This is a genomic window from Actinoalloteichus fjordicus (assembly GCF_001941625.1).
Taxonomy (GTDB): Bacteria; Actinomycetota; Actinomycetes; order Mycobacteriales; family Pseudonocardiaceae; genus Actinoalloteichus_A; species Actinoalloteichus_A fjordicus.
The window spans coordinates 5,874,635-5,893,200 of record NZ_CP016076.1 but is presented as its reverse complement, the minus strand read 5'-3'; the positions used below and the strand labels follow the sequence as shown (position 1 = coordinate 5,893,200).

General features: G+C 69.4%; 17 protein-coding genes. 11 read left to right on the top strand and 6 right to left on the bottom strand.

Annotated elements, in window-relative coordinates; all coding sequences use genetic code 11:
• Positions 1-81: 81 nt before the first annotated feature.
• Genes UA74_RS25100 through UA74_RS32430 form a run of 3 tightly spaced genes read left to right on the top strand, consistent with a single transcriptional unit; the run spans position 82 to position 1,778 of the window.
• Positions 82-942: a helix-turn-helix domain-containing protein gene (locus UA74_RS25100; RefSeq protein WP_075742442.1), complete on the top strand. Its 861-nt coding sequence runs from the start codon at positions 82-84 to the stop codon at positions 940-942.
• 23 nt (positions 943-965) lie between these two features.
• Complete coding sequence (locus UA74_RS25095; RefSeq protein WP_075742441.1) at positions 966-1,157, top strand: DUF397 domain-containing protein; 192 nt, start codon at positions 966-968, stop codon at positions 1,155-1,157.
• A 60-nt stretch (positions 1,158-1,217) separates the two neighbouring features.
• The gene (locus tag UA74_RS32430; protein WP_157434437.1) at positions 1,218-1,778 is read left to right on the top strand and encodes a hypothetical protein; all 561 of its coding nucleotides are present in this window, start codon (positions 1,218-1,220) and stop codon (positions 1,776-1,778) included.
• Here the strand turns inward: UA74_RS32430 and asnB are convergent.
• A complete protein-coding gene (asnB, locus tag UA74_RS25085) occupies positions 1,760-3,688 on the bottom strand; it encodes an asparagine synthase (glutamine-hydrolyzing) (RefSeq protein WP_075742439.1) in 1,929 nt (642 codons plus the stop codon). The two genes, UA74_RS32430 and asnB, sit on opposite strands and share 19 nt — an antisense overlap.
• A 218-nt stretch (positions 3,689-3,906) precedes the next feature.
• On the opposite strand from asnB, the gene ctaC reads away from it, so the two are divergent.
• Positions 3,907-4,824 carry an aa3-type cytochrome oxidase subunit II gene (gene ctaC, locus UA74_RS25080; RefSeq protein WP_075742438.1) on the top strand — a complete coding sequence of 306 codons (918 nt, stop codon included), beginning with the start codon at positions 3,907-3,909 and terminating at the stop codon, positions 4,822-4,824.
• A 49-nt stretch (positions 4,825-4,873) separates the two neighbouring features.
• Positions 4,874-5,272, top strand: coding sequence for a cytochrome c oxidase subunit 4 (locus tag UA74_RS25075; RefSeq protein WP_075765604.1), 399 nt, complete (start codon positions 4,874-4,876; stop codon positions 5,270-5,272).
• Between the two features lie 884 nt (positions 5,273-6,156).
• On the opposite strand, the gene trpD is transcribed toward UA74_RS25075, so the two are convergent.
• The 3 genes from trpD to UA74_RS25060 all read right to left on the bottom strand — a co-directional run bounded on the left by trpD (position 6,157) and on the right by UA74_RS25060 (position 8,199).
• Positions 6,157-7,227, bottom strand: coding sequence for an anthranilate phosphoribosyltransferase (trpD, locus tag UA74_RS25070; protein ID WP_075765602.1), 1,071 nt, complete (start codon positions 7,225-7,227; stop codon positions 6,157-6,159).
• A gap of 13 nt (positions 7,228-7,240) precedes the next feature.
• Positions 7,241-7,651 (bottom strand): hypothetical protein, encoded by a 411-nt coding sequence (locus tag UA74_RS25065; protein WP_075744211.1) that lies wholly within the window; start codon positions 7,649-7,651, stop codon positions 7,241-7,243.
• A gap of 62 nt (positions 7,652-7,713) precedes the next feature.
• Positions 7,714-8,199, bottom strand: coding sequence for a hypothetical protein (locus tag UA74_RS25060; protein WP_404799950.1), 486 nt, complete (start codon positions 8,197-8,199; stop codon positions 7,714-7,716).
• A gap of 93 nt (positions 8,200-8,292) precedes the next feature.
• Here UA74_RS25060 and ctaE point away from each other — a divergent pair, with 93 nt between their 5' ends.
• From ctaE to qcrB, 4 genes are read left to right on the top strand one after another with little or no spacing between them, the layout of a single operon-like run.
• Positions 8,293-8,904, top strand: coding sequence for an aa3-type cytochrome oxidase subunit III (gene ctaE, locus UA74_RS25055; protein WP_075744209.1), 612 nt, complete (start codon positions 8,293-8,295; stop codon positions 8,902-8,904).
• 50 nt (positions 8,905-8,954) lie between these two features.
• The gene (qcrC, locus tag UA74_RS25050) at positions 8,955-9,764 is read left to right on the top strand and encodes a cytochrome bc1 complex diheme cytochrome c subunit (protein ID WP_075742435.1); all 810 of its coding nucleotides are present in this window, start codon (positions 8,955-8,957) and stop codon (positions 9,762-9,764) included.
• Positions 9,761-10,888 (top strand): cytochrome bc1 complex Rieske iron-sulfur subunit, encoded by a 1,128-nt coding sequence (gene qcrA / locus UA74_RS25045; protein ID WP_075742434.1) that lies wholly within the window; start codon positions 9,761-9,763, stop codon positions 10,886-10,888. Before qcrC ends, qcrA begins: the two co-directional genes overlap by 4 nt.
• The gene (gene qcrB / locus UA74_RS25040; RefSeq protein WP_083683611.1) at positions 10,885-12,573 is read left to right on the top strand and encodes a cytochrome bc1 complex cytochrome b subunit; all 1,689 of its coding nucleotides are present in this window, start codon (positions 10,885-10,887) and stop codon (positions 12,571-12,573) included. The genes qcrA and qcrB overlap by 4 nt, the downstream gene beginning before the upstream one ends.
• Positions 12,574-12,763: 190 nt before the next feature.
• Here qcrB and UA74_RS25030 read toward each other — a convergent pair whose 3' ends face one another.
• Positions 12,764-13,051 (bottom strand): Lrp/AsnC family transcriptional regulator, encoded by a 288-nt coding sequence (locus tag UA74_RS25030; RefSeq protein ID WP_075742432.1) that lies wholly within the window; start codon positions 13,049-13,051, stop codon positions 12,764-12,766.
• 127 nt (positions 13,052-13,178) lie between these two features.
• The gene (locus UA74_RS25025; protein ID WP_075765598.1) at positions 13,179-14,900 is read right to left on the bottom strand and encodes a DEDD exonuclease domain-containing protein; all 1,722 of its coding nucleotides are present in this window, start codon (positions 14,898-14,900) and stop codon (positions 13,179-13,181) included.
• 781 nt (positions 14,901-15,681) lie between these two features.
• Here UA74_RS25025 and UA74_RS33125 point away from each other — a divergent pair.
• Positions 15,682-17,010: an NYN domain-containing protein gene (locus UA74_RS33125; protein WP_232237874.1), complete on the top strand. Its 1,329-nt coding sequence runs from the start codon at positions 15,682-15,684 to the stop codon at positions 17,008-17,010.
• Positions 17,011-17,490: 480 nt separating this feature from the next.
• Positions 17,491-18,492, top strand: coding sequence for a C40 family peptidase (locus UA74_RS25015; RefSeq protein ID WP_232237446.1), 1,002 nt, complete (start codon positions 17,491-17,493; stop codon positions 18,490-18,492).
• The last annotated feature ends 74 nt before the right edge of the window (positions 18,493-18,566 follow it).

Genomic DNA, 18,566 nt, shown 5'->3' with positions numbered 1-18,566 from the left:
TGAAGAGGATAGGGAAATCTCGACTGGTTGGGCAGACTGCATATCGTTCGGCGCGGTCCGCGAAAAATGTGAGGATGTGTCATGGTCTTGCCGGGTGATCCGAGGGTGAAGCTGATTCAGATGGGCCTCGAACTGCGTCGTCTTCGGGACGAGGCGGGGTTCACCCATGACGAGGCTGCGGCCGTGGTCGGCTGCCAGCAGTCCAAACTCAGCAAGATCGAGAACGGCAAGCAGGCCATCCGCCGCGACGAGTTGCAGGCATTGCTCGAACTGTATGGGGCGCCGCGCAGGCAGTGGGACGAGCTCTTGAGCCTGGTGCAGATCCTCCCGAGGGGACGTGCGGGGCGGACCCATCGGGATGCGGTGCCGGACTGGTTCCGCCGATTCGTGGTGCTGGAGAGCGCGGCGACGGGTGCCCGAGTCTACGAATCAGAGATCGTCACCGGGTTGGTCCAGACCGAGGAGTATGCCCGGTCGGTGATCCTGGCCTGGGAACCCGACGCCGATCCGGACGAGGTGAATCGACAGGTGCGGATCAGGATGAACCGGCAGACCGTGGTGACACGGAAGCGGCCTGCCCCGATGCGGCTCGACGTGGTGCTCAGCGAGGCCGCGTTGCTCCGCGTCCAGGGCAGCCGGGAGATCATGGCCGGACAGCTCGACCACCTCCGTCGGGTTTCCGAACTGCCCGACGTCGAGCTGCGGGTGCTGCCCTTCGACCGGCCGAATCGGATCGCGGTGGCTTCGTCCTTCACCCTGCTGCGGCTGCCCGAGCCCAATGGCACGGTCGTCTACCTGGAGGACGTGGTTGGCGCGACCTATCCGGAGGATCGCAAGGACATCAACACCTACAGCGTCACCTTCGGCAGGCTGCGCTCCGCCGCGCTCGACCCTGTCGAGTCTCGGGAGCTGATCGGTAAGGTCGCCGACACCTACCGTTGACCGCGACCGAAAGAGGTACGACGATGGCCGCTTCCGACTTCAGCAGGGCCCGTTGGCGCACCTCGTCTCGCAGCGGTTCCAGCGGGGGCCAGTGCGTCGAGGTCGCACACCAGCCGCACGCCGTCGGCATCCGCGACTCCAAACACTCCGACGGCCCGATGCTGGTGCTGGGCCCTGCGCGGTGGGCTGCCTTCCTGCGGTCGCTGCGTCACTAGGCGACCGCACGCCGAGAAGGCATGGGAGCCTGAGCCTGCGGCTGCACCCACCCGTGTCTCGTGACCGCCGCCTCATCCGCCGTGGTCCTCGACACGGCCGATCCGCAGGCCGTTCGCACCCGCCCAGGGTGTACAAGGTGGACCAGGAACGCGGAGCCAACGCCGCAGACCGACGGCGGCGACGGGAGCGAGGTCATCGAGGTCTCCGTCGGCGATGCCCGCCATCGGCTGTCGGAGCTTCTCGCTGCGGTGTCCGACGGCGAGTTCGGGTACCTGACCTCGTCGGGGACGGCGGATCGCGGCGCTCATCGGCCCGCCGACGTCGCCGAGGACTACGAGCGCGTCGAAGACGAGTACTGCGCGCGACGGGCTGCGGACGTCGGCAGAGATCCGGCTGATCTCGTCCCATGGGAGGAGGCCGTCGCGGGACTGGAACGCAGATGTCCCGAGGCGCCCGATCCGGAGCGCACCAGCCACAGCCCGACGGTTGACCCGCCGAGGCCGACGGCCCACCGGTGCTCGATACACCGCCCGGTGGGCCGTCTCGTCCCTCCGCTCTGTTGGCGGGCATCAGCTCAGTCCGCGTCGCCCCACCACCAGGGCTACAGCTTCACCGGGTAATGCGGCTCGGGGATGGTCGGGTTGATCCGGTTCTCGATGAAGATGCCGTGCCAGATCATGAACACCAGCAGGGCCCAGATCCGCCTGCTGTGGTCCAGCGTGCCGGCCTTGTGCTCCTCGAGGAGGACCAGCGCGGCATTCTTGTCGATCAGCGCGGCGGTGTCGGAGCGCTGGATGATGTCGCGGGCCCAGCCGTACATCTCGTCCTTGAGCCAGAGCCGCAGCGGCACCGGGAAGCCGAGCTTGCGTCGATTGAGGACGTGGGCGGGGACGACGTCGCGCAGCGCCTGCCGCAGCGCGAACTTGGTTGTCTCCTTGGTGATCTTCTCCGACTGCGGGATCTGCGCGGCGACCTTGAAGACCTCGGTGTCCAGGAACGGCACCCGCAGTTCCAGCGAGTTGGCCATCGTGACCTTGTCCGCCTTGGCCAGGATGTCGCCCCGCAGCCAGGTGAACATGTCCACGTACTGCATCCGCGTGACCGGGTCCCAGCCCTCCGACTCGCGGTAGGCGCGGGCGGTGATGTCGGTGTGCGACACGGCCGGGTCGAAGGTGTTGAGCACTCGGCGGAGCTGGTCGTCCCGGAAGATCCGGGCGTTGCCGTAGTAGCGCTCCTCCAGGGACAGCGCGCCTCGGCGGAGCAGGTCCTTGCCGCGCACGCCCTCGGGGATGCGGGTGGACACCTTGCCCATGATCCGCCGCAGCCCGCCCGGCACCCGGTCGAACGGCGCCAGCGACAGCGGCTCCCGATAGATCGTGTAGCCGCCGAACAGCTCGTCGGCCCCCTCGCCGGAGAGCACCACCTTGACGTGCTGACGTGCCTCGCGAGCGATGAACCACAGCGGCACCAGGGCCGGGTCGGCCACCGGGTCGTCCAGGTACCAGACGATCAGCGGCAGGTGCTCCATCATCTCCTCGGGGGAGACGGTGCGGACGACGTGCTTCACCCCGAGGGCGGCGGCGGACTCGGCGGCCACGTCGACCTCCGAGTAGCCCTGGCGCTCGAACCCGGTGGTGAAGGTGATCAGGTCGGGGTTGTGCTCCTTGGCCAGGGCGGCGATGGCGGTCGAGTCGATGCCGCCGGAGAGGAACGCGCCGACGGTGACGTCGGCCCGCATGTGCTTGGCCACCGAGTCCCGCATGACGTCGGTGATCCCCTGGTACAGCCGCGACTGCTCGGTGGGTCCGGTCACCGGCCTCGGGGTGAACGTCGGGGAGAAGTAGCGCTGCATGACGGGCTGCCCGCCGGGCTCCACGGTGAACGACGTGCCGGACTCGATCCGGCGGATGCCGTGGTGCAGCGTGGCGGGCTCGGGGACGTACTGGAGGGTCAGGTAGTACTGAAGGCCGCTGCGGTTCAGGGCGGGCTGTTGGCCCAGCGTCCCGGACAGGTCGAGCAGGCTCTTCTTCTCGCTGGAGAACGCGACGCCGTGCGGTCCTGCCGCGTAGTAGAGCGGCTTGATGCCGAAGGGATCGCGGCCGCCGAAGATCAGCTGCTTCTCGGAGTCCCAGATCAGGAACGCGAACATTCCTCGCAGGCGGCTGATCATCGACTGGCCGAGGTAGTGATACGCGGCCACGATCGACTCGGTGTCGCCGTCGGTGGTGAACCGGGCGCCGTGGCGCTGCGCCAGCTCGGCGCGCAGTTCGAGATAGTTGTAGATCTCGCCGTTGAAGATGATGGTGTACCGGTCGGGCGACTCCGGCGGACCCCAGGTCAGCGGCTGATGCGAACGCTCGACGTCGATGATCGAGAGTCGGTTGAAGCCGAACACGGCCTCATCCCGCTGCCAGGTCTCCGACTCGTCCGGTCCTCTGTGCCGCTGACAGGTCAGCGCTCTGCCTACGGAGGCGCGAGCCGCCATGGCGTCGTTCTCGGTCGGGCAGACCAGTCCCAATAGGCCACACACGCTACTCGCGCACCTTCCGTCCCTGCTTGTCTTCTCGCCTCCGGATCAGTATGACCCGGCCCGGCCGACGTGCTGTCGACTCACCCCGAAGCGGCCGGTCACAAGTTGCTGGGCTACTCTTCCGCTCGGAATGCGGCGGCACGGCTGAAGTGTCGACCTCGATGGCGTCCCTCGAGATGTCGCCGAGGCGGTGAGCCTGATCAAGGAGGCGTCGAGCAGTGGGCCAGAAGGCAACGCGGCTGGCGAAGCTAGGTGGATCGTTCGGCCTGGTAGCCCTGGCAACCACCGGCTGCTCCGCGAACGATGTGCTTCGGTTCGGCTGGCCGGAGGGAGTCACTCCGCAGGCCGATCAGATGCGGAATCTGTGGACGTGGTCGGTGATCGCGGCGCTGCTGGTCGGCGTCCTGGTCTGGGGCCTGATCCTCTGGTCGGTGGCGTTCCACCGCAAGCGCGGTGAGGAGATGCCGCGCCAGACGCAGTACAACGTTCCGTTGGAGCTGGTGTACACCGTCATCCCGCTGGTGATGGTGACCGTCCTCTTCTACTTCACCGCGACGACGCAGAACTATGTGCTCGCGCAGGAGGAGGAACCCGACGTCACCGTCGAGGTGGTCGCCTTCCAGTGGAACTGGGAGTTCCGTCACCTGGACGAGACGACGCCCGACGGCGACCCGGTGAGCACCCTCGGCAGCAGCGACGAGATCCCCCTGCTGGTGGTCCCGACGGACCAGGTCATCCAGTACGAGGTGCGGTCCAACGACGTGATCCACTCGTTCTTCGTCCCGGAGTTCCACTTCAAGCGCGACACGTTCCCGCACCCGGAGAAGAACAACCAGGACAACGTGTTCCAGAACGTGATCGACGAGCCCGGCGCGTTCGTCGGTCGATGCGCCGAACTGTGCGGCACCTATCACTCGATGATGAACTTCGAGGTACGTGCGCTGCCCGGCGACCTGTACGACGAGTTCATGGGCCTGCGAGTGCAGGACAACCCGGTGACCGGCGACCTGTACACGGCCTCCGAGGCGCTGACCGAGATGGACTGTGGCGAGCTGTGTGCGCCGGAGGCGGTCACGACTCACCCGTTCAACACCGACCGCACCGCACGCGAGGCCAGCACTCGCGAGCAGAACTGATTGCCGCAGGACCCGGTCGGAACGCAGGAGTACTGAGAGTGAGGACTCGATGAAGGTCGAGGCGGGGATCTTCGAGGGCACGGCGGTGTTCGCCTTCGTCGTCGCGGTCGTCTACGGATTCTGGTCGGGGGAGCCGGTCGGCACCGTCGCCCTGGTCCTCACCGGCGGGCTCGCCCTGCTGGTGGGCACCTACTTCCGATTCGTCTCTCGGCGGATGGAGATGCGTCCGGAGGACGACCCGGAGGCGGAGGTCAGCGACGGCGCAGGCGAGCTCGGCTTCTTCAGCCCCGGCAGCTACTGGCCGTTCGGCCTCGCGGCAGGCTGCGCGCTCACCGGCCTGGCGCTGGCGTTCTTCCACATCTGGATGCTGATCGCCGCCACGATCATCGTGCTCATCGCCGTCGGCGGCCTGCTCTTCGAGTACCACCGCGCGCCGCAGAGCCACTGACCCGAGCGCGAAGCACTCCTGGTGCGGCGCGGCCCGCGCGGTCGGTGATCCCCATGGGGAGACGCTCCCGGCGCAGCAGGCCCGATGTCACGGGAGAAGCCCGTCCTGGCCCTGCCGGGGCGGGCTTCCCGCGTCGACGGGCGACGTGCCCGGTCATCCGGTCGAGTTGTGCGGGCCGGGACGGCGCCTGAGCGGCCCGGGGACGAGCGATGGCGCGGCACCGGTCTAATCCCCACTTTCGGAGTTGCGCGGGGCCAGCGCGGCGATCTGCGGCGTTGTCGTCAGTCGACATCACTCCGTTATGTCTCCTTCCTCCGCCTGGCAGCTCAGCCACGCTGACCCCCGCTCACGACTCCAGGGGGATCGAAGACAGGCTCTGAGATCCGTCCCGATCAGGGGCAGGCGGCGGCACAGACCGGTTTGGCGGTCAGGGGCGGAGCGGGCCGAGGTCGAGTAGCGGTCGGGCCGAGCCCGCGCATGGCAACCGCACGTTGGTTGACGAGCTCGAGAGTGAAACCGGCCCCGTGGTTCGCCGAATCCGGACCGTCCGCCTCGGCGCGGCCCCCTCAAGGACGGCACCGGTGTCCCGCCGATCGAGCCCACCGGCATCGGCCTGCTCGTGAGTCATCGCGACGGCGACTGCGGCACCTGCGCGACGACGGGCCGCCGCGCGCCGCGCCGCCCGAGACCGTCGCAGGCAACCGTGGTCAGTCCTGCCGATGCCGGTCTCGCCGAGTCGTCCTCCGTCGGTGTGCCCGCTCGACACGAGGTCGGTTCACACCGAAGACCGGCGAGGCCGAGATCGGCTCGGCGGGGAGTCGTCGGTCAGCCTGCCACGCCGATGCAGGTCGAGAACGACTCCGTCAGCGCGGTTCGAGGCAGCCTCAGCGGGCGAGTTCGTCGCGGATCTCGACGGATCGCGCGGCCCAGCGGTTCAACAGGTCGCCTGCCGCGCCGGAGTCGACGGCCTTGGCGGCTTCGGTCAGCCCGGCGCGAAGCACCTGATCGAGGTCCCCTTCGAAGCCTTCATGGGCGGCCAGCGCGCCGGCCGCGTTGAGCAGCACCGCGTCGCGGACCGGGCCGGGTCTGCCCGCCACCAGATCGCGGACGACGGCGGCATTGTGCTCGGCGTCGCCGCCTCGGAGATCCTCGGCGCTCGCCAGGGAGATGCCCAGCACCGTCGGGTCCACGGTCACCTGCCGGACCAGGCCGTCATGCACCACCCAGGCCGTCGAGGTCGTCGTGGTGGTCAGCTCGTCGAGGCCGTCGTCTCCCCGCACCACCAGCACCGACTGGCCGCGATCGGCGAAGACCTGTGCCATCACCGGCGCCATCCGCGCGTCGGCGCAGCCGATGAGACCGCCCTTCGGCCTGCCGGGATTGGTCAGCGGGCCGAGCAGGTTGAAGGCGGTGCGGATGCCGATCTCCCGCCTCGGGCCCGCCGCGCGCGCGTAGGCCGGGTGGAAGACGGGAGCGAAGCAGAAGCCGATCCCCAGCTCGATCACCGAGGACCGCACGCCCGTGGGCGGCAGGTCGATGACGACGCCCAGGGCCTCGAGCACGTCGGCGGTGCCGCAGCTGGACGACGACGCCCGGTTGCCGTGCTTGACCACCGGCACACCCGCCGCCGCGACGACCAGGGCGGTCATCGTGGAGATGTTGACACTGTTGGACCGGTCGCCGCCGGTGCCGACGACGTCCATCGCCCGCACGTCCAGATCGATCAGCCGGGCATGAGCCAGCATGGCGTCGGCCATGCCCCGGATCTCGCTCGGCGTCTCACCCTTGGCCCGCAGCGCCACCGCGAATCCCGCGATCTGGGCGGGAGTCGCCTGGCCGGTCATCACCTGATTCATGGCCCAGGCGGTGTTCTCGGTGCTCAGATCGTGCCCGGTGACCAGCCGCGTGAGCAGCGCAGGCCAGGTGTGCGGGGTCGGTCCTGCGCCCTCATGCATGCCGAGATCCGTTTCAGCCGTTCGTGACGGGGAGCCTGGTGGACCGCAGCACCTCGGCCACGGTCTCCGCTGCGGCCAGCGGGTCGAGCGGGTGCACGAGCACCGCGTCGGCCTGCGACCAGGTCGCCAGCCATCGGTCGTCCTTGCGGCGGACGACGACGACGACGGGAGGGCAGTCGTCGATCTCGTTCTTGAGCTGGCGTGAGATGCCCATGCCACCGGTCGGCTGCGCTTCGCCGTCGAGGATCAACAGGTCGGCCTGTCCCTCGTCGACGATGGACAGGACGGCGGCGATCCCGTCGGCCTCCAGGTAGCGCACCCGGCCGACGTCGACGGCGGGACGGCGTCCGACCGCCGTCATGATCGCCTCGCGGACCTCAGCGCGGTGGCTGAACACCAGGATGGTCGTGATGCTCGTGCTCATCTGCGCAGAACCCTCCGGCGACATCGGTCGTTCACTGGCCCTGATGCTAGCCGCTGGCCGGGTCACACCTGCAGGGCGTCCCACCCGAGGGCGTCGCCGCCGAGCCGCGCGGCGAGCCCCGCCATCCGAGATCGTGCCTGTGCGCAGTGCAGCGCATCGAGCAGTTGGACCCGCACGGCCTCCAGCGCGACGAGGTCGCCCGGCGCCGCCTGGCTCGCGGGAGCCTCGGCCGTCGATGCCGAGGCGTCCTCGCCCACCGGGTGACCGGCCTGCTCGCGGAGCAGCCAGCCCTCCTCGGCCAGGAGATCGGCCGCCTGAGCCCGCGAGGCGGCAGGCAGCCGCAGATGATGGCGCAGCACCGCCTGCCGCTCGGCGTCCCAGCGCTCGGACCTGGCCAGGGCGGCCGAGTCGGCCTCGGCGGGATCGAAGGCCTCGACCACCACGACCAGCCGGGGATCGTCCACGTCGAGCGGCGGAATCCGCCTGGCCCGCCGCCGCGATCGGAGCCGTTCCCACCACCGGAGCACGCCGTCGAACAGCACCCTCACCTCATCTCTTCCTCGGTGCTCGCCTGCTCGTTCACGGTGATCGCCGCGCCCGAGGAGGACCCGGCACGACATCCGGAGTTCTCGCAAGTAATAATGCGTCGCGTGACAACGGCATCGCCTCCCATCGCCCAGCGGGTGCATTCGCTGAACCGACCGAACATGGTCAGCGTCGGCACGATCGTGTGGTTGTCGAGCGAACTCATGTTCTTCGCCGGCCTCTTCGCGATGTACTTCACGGTGAGGGCGCAGCACGACGGCCCGTGGCCGCCGGAGCCGTCCGAGTTGAACCTCGGATATGCGCTGCCCTTCACGATCATCCTCGTGGCGTCCTCGTGGACCTGCCAGCTCGGTGTGTTCGCTGCGGAGCGGGGCGACGTCTTCGGCCTGCGCCGGTGGTATCTCCTCACCCTGGTGCTCGGCACGATCTTCGTCGCCGGCCAGGCAGGTGAGTACTACACGCTGATGACCGCGCACGACACCACGATCTCGTCCTCGCCCTTCGGCACCGTCTTCTACATGACGACCGGGTTCCACGGCTTGCACGTCATCGGTGGTCTCATCGCGTTCGTGTTCCTGCTCATGCGCACCAAGATGAGTAAGTTCACGCCTGCCCAGGCGACCTCGGCGATCGTCGTGTCCTACTACTGGCACTTCGTCGACATCGTGTGGATCGGGCTGTTCGCCGTCATCTACCTGGTCCCCTGACGCCGATCGACTAGAAGCCGGAACTCGACAGCAAGGGTTGTGCAGCACACATGACCACGACAGACAAGCCGCGGAGCACCTTCCGCTCCAAGCTGCGACGGCGGATCTCGGGCGTGCTGGCGCTGGGTGTGGCACTGGCGGCAGCCGGCGCGCTCTACACCGCCTTCATGCCGAAGCCGCACGTCGCGCAGGCCACCGAGCAGGCCGAACTGGCACGGCAGGGCGAGGAGCTCTACAACAACGCCTGCATCACCTGCCATGGCTCCAACCTGGAGGGTGTGCAGGACCGCGGCCCCAGCCTGATCGGCGTCGGCGAGGCGGCCGTGCACTTCCAGGTCTCCACGGGCCGGATGCCGATGATGCGCCAGGATGCCCAGGCACTGCGCAAGCCCTCTGTGTACGACTCCGGCGAGATCGAGGCGTTGGGGGCCTACATCCAGGCCAACGGCGGCGGTCCCGAGACTCCGGAGGCGCGCGGCGCCGAGCTGCGAGGTGACAACGTCGCGCGCGGTGGCGAGCTGTTCCGGCTCAACTGTGCCTCCTGCCACAACTTCACCGGTCGGGGCGGGGCACTGTCCTCCGGCAAGTTCGCGCCGAACCTCGACGGGGTCAGCGAGGACGAGATCTACACCGCGATGCTCACCGGCCCGCAGAACATGCCGGTCTTCTCCGATCGGCAGCTGACGCCGACGGAGAAGGAGGACATCATCGCCTTCGTCAAGTCCGTCACCGACGGCAACAACAACCCGGGCGGCCTGTCACTCGGCGGGTTCGGTCCCGCCGTCGAGGGTGTCGTCGTCTTCGTGGTCGGGATTGCGGCGCTGGTCGGCGTCTCCCTCTGGATCGGAGCCAAGCAATGAGCGAGCCGAGCAAGGGCGTCCCCAGTGACGCCGAGCTCGCGGAGCTGAGTCGGGAAGAACTCGTTCGCCTCGGCACCGAGCTCGACGACGTCGAGCTCGTCAAGTATCAGGACCGGTTCCCGGTCAAGGGGACGCGCGCCGAGAAGCGCGCCGAACGCCAGGTGGCGGGCTGGTTCCTGCTCGCAGGCCTGTCCGGCCTCGCCTTCCTCGGGCTCTACCTGTTCTGGCCGAACGAGTACCAGAGCCCGTTCGCCGAGGGGCACTTCGTCTACTCGCTGTACACGCCGCTGATCGGGGCCACCCTCGGTCTGTCGGTGCTCGCGATCGGCGTCGGAGTGATCTCCTACGCGAAGAAGTTCGTGCCGGAGGAAGAGGCCGTTCAGCAGCGGCACAACGGCGGCTCCGAGGAGATCGACAAGAAGACGACCGCCGCACTGCTCGCGGACGCGGGCCAGCGCAGCGGCATCGCCCGCCGGTCCATGATCAAGCGGTCGGCAGGTTTCGGCGCGGGTGTCTTCGGCCTCGGCGTCGGCGTCTTCGCCCTGGGCGGTCTGGTCAAGAACCCATGGGCCGAGGGTGAGACGCCGGATTCGCTGTGGCACACCGGCTGGATGCACACGAGCGACAACGAGAAGGTCTACCTTCGTCGCGACACCGGCGACCCCGGCGAGGTCTCGCTGGTTCGTCCCGAGGACATCCAGGCGGGCGGCTTCGAGACGGTCTTCCCGTTCCGAGAGTCCGAGCGCGGCGACCACGACGCGCTGTACTACGCGCTGCGTCGTTCCGACAACCCCGTGATGCTCATCCGGCTTCGTCCCGGATCGGAGCCGGTCAAGCGCAAGGGGCAGGAAGACTTCAACTACGGCGACTACTACGCCTACTCGAAGATCTGCACCCACCTCGGCTGCCCGACCTCGCTGTTCGAGCAGCAGACGGGTCGCCTGCTCTGTCCGTGCCACCAGTCGCAGTTCGACGTGGTGAACACCTACGCCAAGCCCGTCTTCGGTCCGGCGACCCGCTCGCTGCCGCAGCTGCCGATCGACATCGACGAGGACGGCTTCCTGGTGGCGCGCAGCGACTTCATCGAGGCCGTGGGCCCTGGCTTCTGGGAGCGTAAGTCATGAGCTCGATCACCACGCCGACGAAGCCCAAGAGCATCGGGGTGCGTGCGGCGGCAGGGGCGGCGACCTGGGCCGACGATCGTTTTCACATGTCCAGGGGCATCCGCAAGCAGCTCAACAAGGTCTTCCCGACGCACTGGTCCTTCATGCTCGGCGAGATCGCGTTGTACAGCTTCATCGTGCTGCTGCTCACCGGCACGTACCTCGCGTTGTTCTTCGACCCGTCGATGGCGCACGTCGAGTACCAGGGCAGCCTGGAGAACATGCGGGGCATCGAGATGTCCCGCGCCTATGCCTCGACACTGGACATCTCCTTCGAGGTCCGAGGCGGCCTGTTCGCCCGTCAGGTGCACCACTGGGCCGCGCTGCTGTTCATGGCCGCGATCGTGGTCCACATGCTGCGGGTGTTCTTCACCGGTGCGTTCCGCAAGCCGCGTGAGGTCAACTGGGTCATCGGCATCCTGCTCTTCATCATGGGCTTCTTCGAGGGCCTGACCGGCTACTCGCTGCCCGACGACCTGCTCTCGGGCACGGGCCTGCGGATCGTCTCCGGCATCACGATGTCGATCCCGGTGATCGGCACCTGGGCCAACTGGGCGATCTTCGGCGGGGAGTATCCGGGAACCGAGATCATCCCTCGGTTCTACACGCTGCACATCCTGCTGCTGCCCGGCCTGATCCTCGGTCTGATCGCGGTCCACCTCGGACTGGTCTGGTACCAGAAGCACACGCAGTTCCCCGGCGTCGGTCGCAAGGAGACCAACGTCGTCGGCGTGCGGATCATGCCGGTGTTCGCCCTCAAGGCGGGCGGCTTCTTCGCCGTCGTCGCCGGTGTGCTGGCGATCATGGGCGGCATCTTCCAGATCAACGCGATCTGGAACATCGGCCCGTACAACGCCTCGCAGATCAGCGCGGGCTCGCAGCCGGACTGGTACGTGATCTGGCTGGACGGCATGACCAGGATCTGGCCGTCCTGGGAGTTGTATCTGGGCAATTATCTGGTGCCTGCCGCGTTCTTCCCTGCCGTGCTCGGCATGGGGCTGATCTTCACGCTCGCCGGTGCCTATCCGTGGATCGAGAAGGCCTTCACCAAGGACGACGCGTACCACAACCTGTTGCAGCGGCCCCGCGACGTTCCGGTGCGCACCAGCCTCGGCGCGATGGCGCTGGCCTTCTTCGGGGTCCTGATGTTCACCGGCGCCAACGACATCATCGCGGAGCAGTTCGACATCTCGTTGAACGCGATGACCTGGGTCGGCAGACTCGGCGTGCTGTTCTTCCCGCCGATCGCGTACTACATCACCTACCGGATCTGCATCGGGTTGCAACGGGCCGACCGCGAGGTGCTGGAGCACGGCATCGAGACCGGCATCATCAAGCGGCTGCCGCACGGCGAGTTCATCGAGGTCCACCAGCCGCTGGGCCAGGTGGACGAGCACGGCCACCCGGTGCCGCTGGACTACCAGGGCGCTGCCGTTCCCAAGCGGATGAACGAGCTCGGGGCGGCGGGCAGCCCGGTGCGCGGCAGCCTACTCACCCCCGACTCGGCCGAGGAGACGGCGGCGGTGACGAAGGCCGAGAGCGAAGACCGGCATCTGCTGGGCCCCGCCGAATCGGACGACTCCGCCGCGCGCGGTGTCGAGCCGAAGGGCGAGGACGGCGACACGCCGGAGCAGCCGCGCGGCTGACGCGACGCCTGAAGACGACGACAGGGCCCGGAACCGACTGACTGGTTCCGGGCCCTGGCTCGTGTCACGGTGCGGGTGGTCGGAGCGGCCCGTGTCCGGCCTGTCGACCGGGGACGTCCCCGCAGCTGCGGGCGGCCGTCTGTCGCGGCGCCCGGTGGGGCGGCTGCCGACGGGCTCCGCCCACTGCGGCTCAGCCCGCGTCGTCCGAGCCGATCGAGAAGGACTCCTCGGCGTCGCGGCGGGAGTAGGAGCGGAACGCGATGTGGGTGTCCGTGTTGAGCACGCCGTCGACCTTGCCGATGCGGCCGGGGATCAGCGCCGCGAGGTCGGCGTGTTCGGCGACCCGGACGAGGACGACGAGATCGACCTCGCCGGAGCAGGAGTACACCTCGTCCACGCCGTCGATGTCGGCGATCTCCTGGGCGGCTTCAGGAATGCGGTCGGCGACGGCGTTGACGAGCACGAACGCGGTGATCACGAAAGGAACCTCCCGAAGTCCGGCGGAAACTGTGGCGATGGTAGTCGAGCGGCGCCGCAGGCGATCGGGGCGCGGCTCCCAGGACGAGATCACGGTGGGCAGTCGGCGCGCGGGCCGGGGCGGCTGGTCAGTCCGCCGCCGCGTAACCGGCCCGACCTGCGTCGGCCTTGGCCACCCACTGCTGCCAGCGGCCCGCACCGCCCGCGGGCTCGGCCCACGGCACGTCGGAGTCCACGAGTCGAGTGCCGCCGGTCGTGAGCCAGCGGCGGATCACGATCACCTCGTCGGCCGTCGCGCCCCGCAGCGGGCCAGGCTCCGGCAGTACGGTCTCGGCGCTCGCGCGCAGCATCCCGACCACCGGCATCGGTGCGACCCCGCGTCGAGCGGTGCCCGCCGAGGCCAGCCTGCCGTACCGGATGACGGCGAGATGCCAGCCGCCCGCGCCGTCGGGCCGCGCCGCCACGAGTTCGCCGACCGAGGCCAGGGCGGCGAGCCGCTGACCTCGGTCCAGGGCCCGCACCAGGGTGGCCAGTCGGTCCCGATGTCGTGCCGCGTCCTCGAAGCGCTGCTGTTCGGCCAGCTCGCCCAGCCGGTCGTCGAGCCGTTCCAGCACCGCGGCCCGTGCACCCGCGAACAGTTCCGCGACCTCGATCACGGCCGGTGCGTAGTCCTCGATGCTCTGTCGTCCGGCGCAGGGCGCGGCGCAGCGGCCGATCTCGGCGAGAGTGCACGGTCTGCCTCGTTGGTCGCGCGCCGGAATCCGCTCGGCGCACCGTCGCACCGCGCTGCCCTCGTGCAGCGTCTCCACCGCGTCCTCGGCCGCCCGCCGGGTGCGAAACGGGCCCATGGCGCCGTCACGGGCCCGCCGGACGACCGACAGCCGGGGGAAGGCCTCGTCGGTCAACACGATCCACCACGCGCGATGTGGGGTGGTGGAACGGCGGTTGTAGCGCGGGCGGTGCGCGGCGAGCAGCCGCAGTTCCCGTACCTCCGCCTCCAGCGAGTGGGCGCACTCGACGGCATCGACGCGCTCGGCGATCCCGACCATCTCGCGGACACGCGCCCGCGTCTCGCCCGCGGTGAAGTACTGCCGGACTCGACGTCGCAGGTCGACGGCGGTGCCCACGTACAGCACCTCCTCGCGGGGACCCCGGAACAGGTAGACACCGGGGGCGTGCGGCAGGTCGGCCGCGAGCTGCCGCTTGCGGCGCTGTGCGGTGCTCACCTCCGGCAGATAGCCGAGCAGCTCCTCGAGCGACTGGACGCCGACGGGTCCGACTCGTTCGAGCAGTCCGTGCAGGACGTCGACGGTGGCGCGGGCATCGGTCAGCGCCCGGTGGCTGGGCGTGGTCGGGGAACGGAACAGCCGGGCGAGACTGGCGAGCTTGACGTTGGGCGCCTCGTCCCTGCGCAGCACCCGGCGGGCGAGCCGGACCGTACACAGCACGGTGGGCTTGGGCCAGGGATGGCCGAGTTCTTCCGCTGCCGCGCGCAGGAATCCGACGTCGAAGGGGGCGTTGTGGGCGACGAGCACGCAGCCTGCGGCGAACTCGAGGAAGGCGGGCAGGACGGACTCGATGCGGGGTGCCTCGGTCACCATCGCGTCGGTGATGCCCGTCAGCGACATGATCATCGGCGGAATGCCCCGGCCCGGGTTGACCAGGGTGGCGAACTCGCCGATCACCTGACCGCCTCGGACCTTCACGGCGCCGATCTCGGTGATGGCGTCGCCCCGACTGCTGCCGCCGGTGGTCTCCAGGTCCACTACGACGAACGTGACGGCACGCAGCGGCGTGCCGAGTTCGTCGAAGGTGAGCTGAAGCTCCGGGGGCCCTGCCACGTCGGTCATCGCGGGCAGGCTAACCGGGGGGCCGGACACCGATGTCTCGTGTGGCCGGTCGCCGTCGGCTCGCGCGGTCGCCGTCATCACTCCTTCGGCGCACTCGCGGGGCGGGCTGGGACGGGGTCGCAGGCGTGATCGTCGCCTGGATGCGCAACGCAGCAGGTCGCCGCGCCGATGCAGCCGTAGCAGGAAAACGAGGACGCCGGGCAGGCTCTAACCTGACGAGATGCCGAAGTTGAGTTCACCGGCCGGTTCGGACGAGCCGGGTTCCGGCGTCGGGTCCCCGCGACAGGGCGACTCGGCGGCCGACGACGGCGCCGAACTCCCCGACCGCGCGGAGCCTGCCGAACCGCCGGGATCGGCAGACCACGCCGAGTCGGTCGACGCCTCGGGCGGCGACGTGCCCACCGGCGACGGCCCGGCTCGTGACGAGGCCGTCGCCGACGAGCCCGGCGGACGGCGAGAGTCGTCCTCAGCGGACGGGCCCGTGCTCACGGCCGGGACCGAGGAGTCCGCCCGCTCCGCCGGACCGTCGAGGGCCGTCGAGTACGACGAGTTCGGCCTGACGGTCGCGTCGGACCGGGCGCAGGAACCCGGCCCGGTGGGGGGAGACGAACCGACGGACGTGCCCGACGACGGCGAGCGCGTCGAGCCCTGGGCATCGGCGACGGCGGAGGTCCGGTCCGGACCGGACATCGCGGAGACACCGGGCGCGGCGGCTGCCACGGACTCTGCGGGCGCACCGGAGCGGTCGCCGTCGGAGCGGTCGCCGTCGGAGGAGTCGTCGGTGGGGGAGCCGTCGGCGGGGGAGTCGTCGGCGGGGGAGTCGACGGTGGATTGGGAGGGACTGCCCGAGCTGATTCGCGTGCGTCTCGCGGAGGTGGCCGCCGCCGCACTCGGCGGGCTCGCCATGGCGGAGATCCCGCGTCCGCTGCGGTCGGTCGCGAAGTTCACCCCCGGCAAGCGGGCCCGCTTCGGCAGGGCGCCGCTGCTGGCCGAGCTGCGGGCCTCCACGGCGTTTCGTTCTGCCGTCTTCGTGTGGGCGGGACAGCATCACCCGGCCTTGATCGACACCGAGTCCGACGACCCGGTCACCCGGGCCGTCGGGGCGCTGTTGGCGGGCGGTGATCAGGCCGCCGAGCGGGTGCGGGTGGTGGCGCGGCGCGCCGAGGACGCACAGCTTCGGTCCGAACGGGACACTGCGGTGGCCAGGGCGGAGCGCCTGACCGCCGAGCTGGATCGACTGCGCGCGGAGAACGGCGCGGTGCGGGCGGCCGTCGAGCTGGCCAGGACCGAGTCAGAGGAGGAGCTGGACCGGCTGCGTCGCAGACTCCGCGAGCAGGGCGTGCGACTGAGACAGGCCAAGGACGCCGCCGCAGCCGCGTTGACCGAGGCGGAGCAGGTGCGGGCGGCCGCTGACGAGGCGGTGCGGGAGTTGACCGAGCAGCGGGACCGCGAACGTGATCGGGCCGAGGCCGAGCGGGCCAGGGCACGGCGTGCCCTGGCCGACGCCGAGGTGGCCAGGCAGTCCGCTCGCGAGGCCAGACAGGCGGACGAGGTCCGGCTCGCGTTGCTGGTGGACACCCTCGACGGTGCGGTGACCGGCCTGCGACGCGAGCTGGCGATCGGGGGCGGTGGCGGCCCCCGGCCCGCAGACCTGGTGAGTGGAGCGAGCGCCTCGCTGGGGAAGGGCGGCCGGGTGGAGGACCCGGCCGCGCTGGACCGGCTGCTCGCCCTGCCCGCCGTGCATCTGGTGGTAGACGGCTACAACGTGACCAAGACCGGGTATCCCGAGCTGACCTTGGCGGCGCAGCGGGAGCGGCTGGCCCAGCAGCTAGGCGCCCTCGCCGCTCGGACCGGCGCCGAGGTGACGGTGGTGTTCGACGGCGCGGACGTCGTGTCGGTGCCGACGGTGGTGAGCCGGGGGACCCGAGTGCTGTTCAGTGATCCCGGCGTGTCGGCCGACGACGTGATCCGCGCACTGGTGGCGGCGGAGCCGGAGGGCAGACCGGTCGTGGTGGCGACCTCTGACCGCGCGGTGGCCGACTCCGTCCGCCGCAGAGGCGCGCATCCGGTGCCCTCGGCGATACTCCTGGCTCGGCTGGGGCGGATCTGAGCCGGCGTTACAGTGTTCGCGCGAGACCTCGGGTGATAGATCGCACACAGCTGCCTTCCGTGTGCCTGATGCTTACTGTTTGTTCCCACTGGAGCGGGAACAGCAGGTCGCGTGATCGCGAATTGGTGAACACACCGTGATCGCAACTAACCCTTTCGAGACCTTGTGCACTCGTTCACAACTTTTCCTTCTGGGCAGTGGACTACGCAGCTCACTACTCGTAACCTATCCGAGACCTCGCGGCGGGCAGTTGTCTACAGAGGGCGACTCCGCAGGTCACCGCCGAATCGGCACGTCGGGGAGCCGAACCGGAGTCCAACAGCTGATCATGCGGGGATGTCGGTCGAAGATCGACGAACATCGACCGTTGATCGACCGTCCGGTAGGCGGTTCGAGAAGTACGAAGGAGTTGCTCGCGACGTGGCGTCGCATCGAATGAGAAGAACGATGCGTGGGGCACTGGCGGCGACCGTGGTGGCTATGGCAGTCAGCCTCGTCCCCGCGCCGGTGATGGCCCAGGAACTTCCCGACAACAAATCAGACGCGGTGGCTCAGCTCGAAGAACTCGATCACGAGGCCGTGCGGCTGACCGAGGAATGGCACCGCGCCAACGACGACCTGGCCGCCCGAGAGGCGGAGCTGGAGGAGGCGACCGCCGCCTTCGAGCAGTCCCAGGAGTCGGCAGAGCAGGCACGAGGGGATGAGGAGCTGTTCCGCGGCAACGTGGACGAGCTCGCCAACGCCTCGTATCAGGGCGCTCGATTCAACAAGCTCTCCGCACTACTGGTCGCCGAGGACCCGCAGGCCTTCCTCGACCAGCTCTCCGCGCTGGACGTGCTCGCCAGCGGGAACGCCGAGTCGCTCGATCGGCTGACCGCCGTGGTCCGGCAGGCCGAGGAGGCCGAGGCATCGGCATCCGAGGCGGAGACCGCAGCGGCCGAGGCGGCCGCCGAGGCCGAGGAACTGCGCACCGAGATCGATGAGCGCAGGACCGAGATGGACGCGCAGATCGCCGAGGTCCAGGCGCACATCGACGACCTCACCGCAGAGGAGCAGGCCGAGTACGACCAGGGCTCCGGCGCGGACGAGGGTGAGACGGACTACCAGGTGCCCCCCGGCACCGGCACCGGCTCCGCAGCGGTGCAGGCCGCGCTCACACGGGTCGGAATGCCCTACGTGTACGGGGCCACCGGCCCCGGCACCTTCGACTGCTCCGGCCTGATGCAGTGGGCCTACAACCAGGTCGGCGTGTCGCTGCCCAGGAACAGCGCCGCCCAGGCATCCACCGGGACCGCGGTCTCCCGCGCCCAGCTGGCTCCCGGCGACCTGATCGCCTACGGAAACCCGTCGGTGCACCACATCGGCATGTACGTCGGCAACGGCAACGTCGTGCACGCCCCGACCACCGGGCAGAACGTGAAGGTCGTTCCGATCGACCGGGGCTCCAACAGCCCGATCGTTGCGATGCGACGCGTGGCCTGAAGACCAGATCGACAGACAGGCACGGCTAGACCTTCGACGGCCTGGCTCACCGGAAGATCATCGGTGAGCCAGGC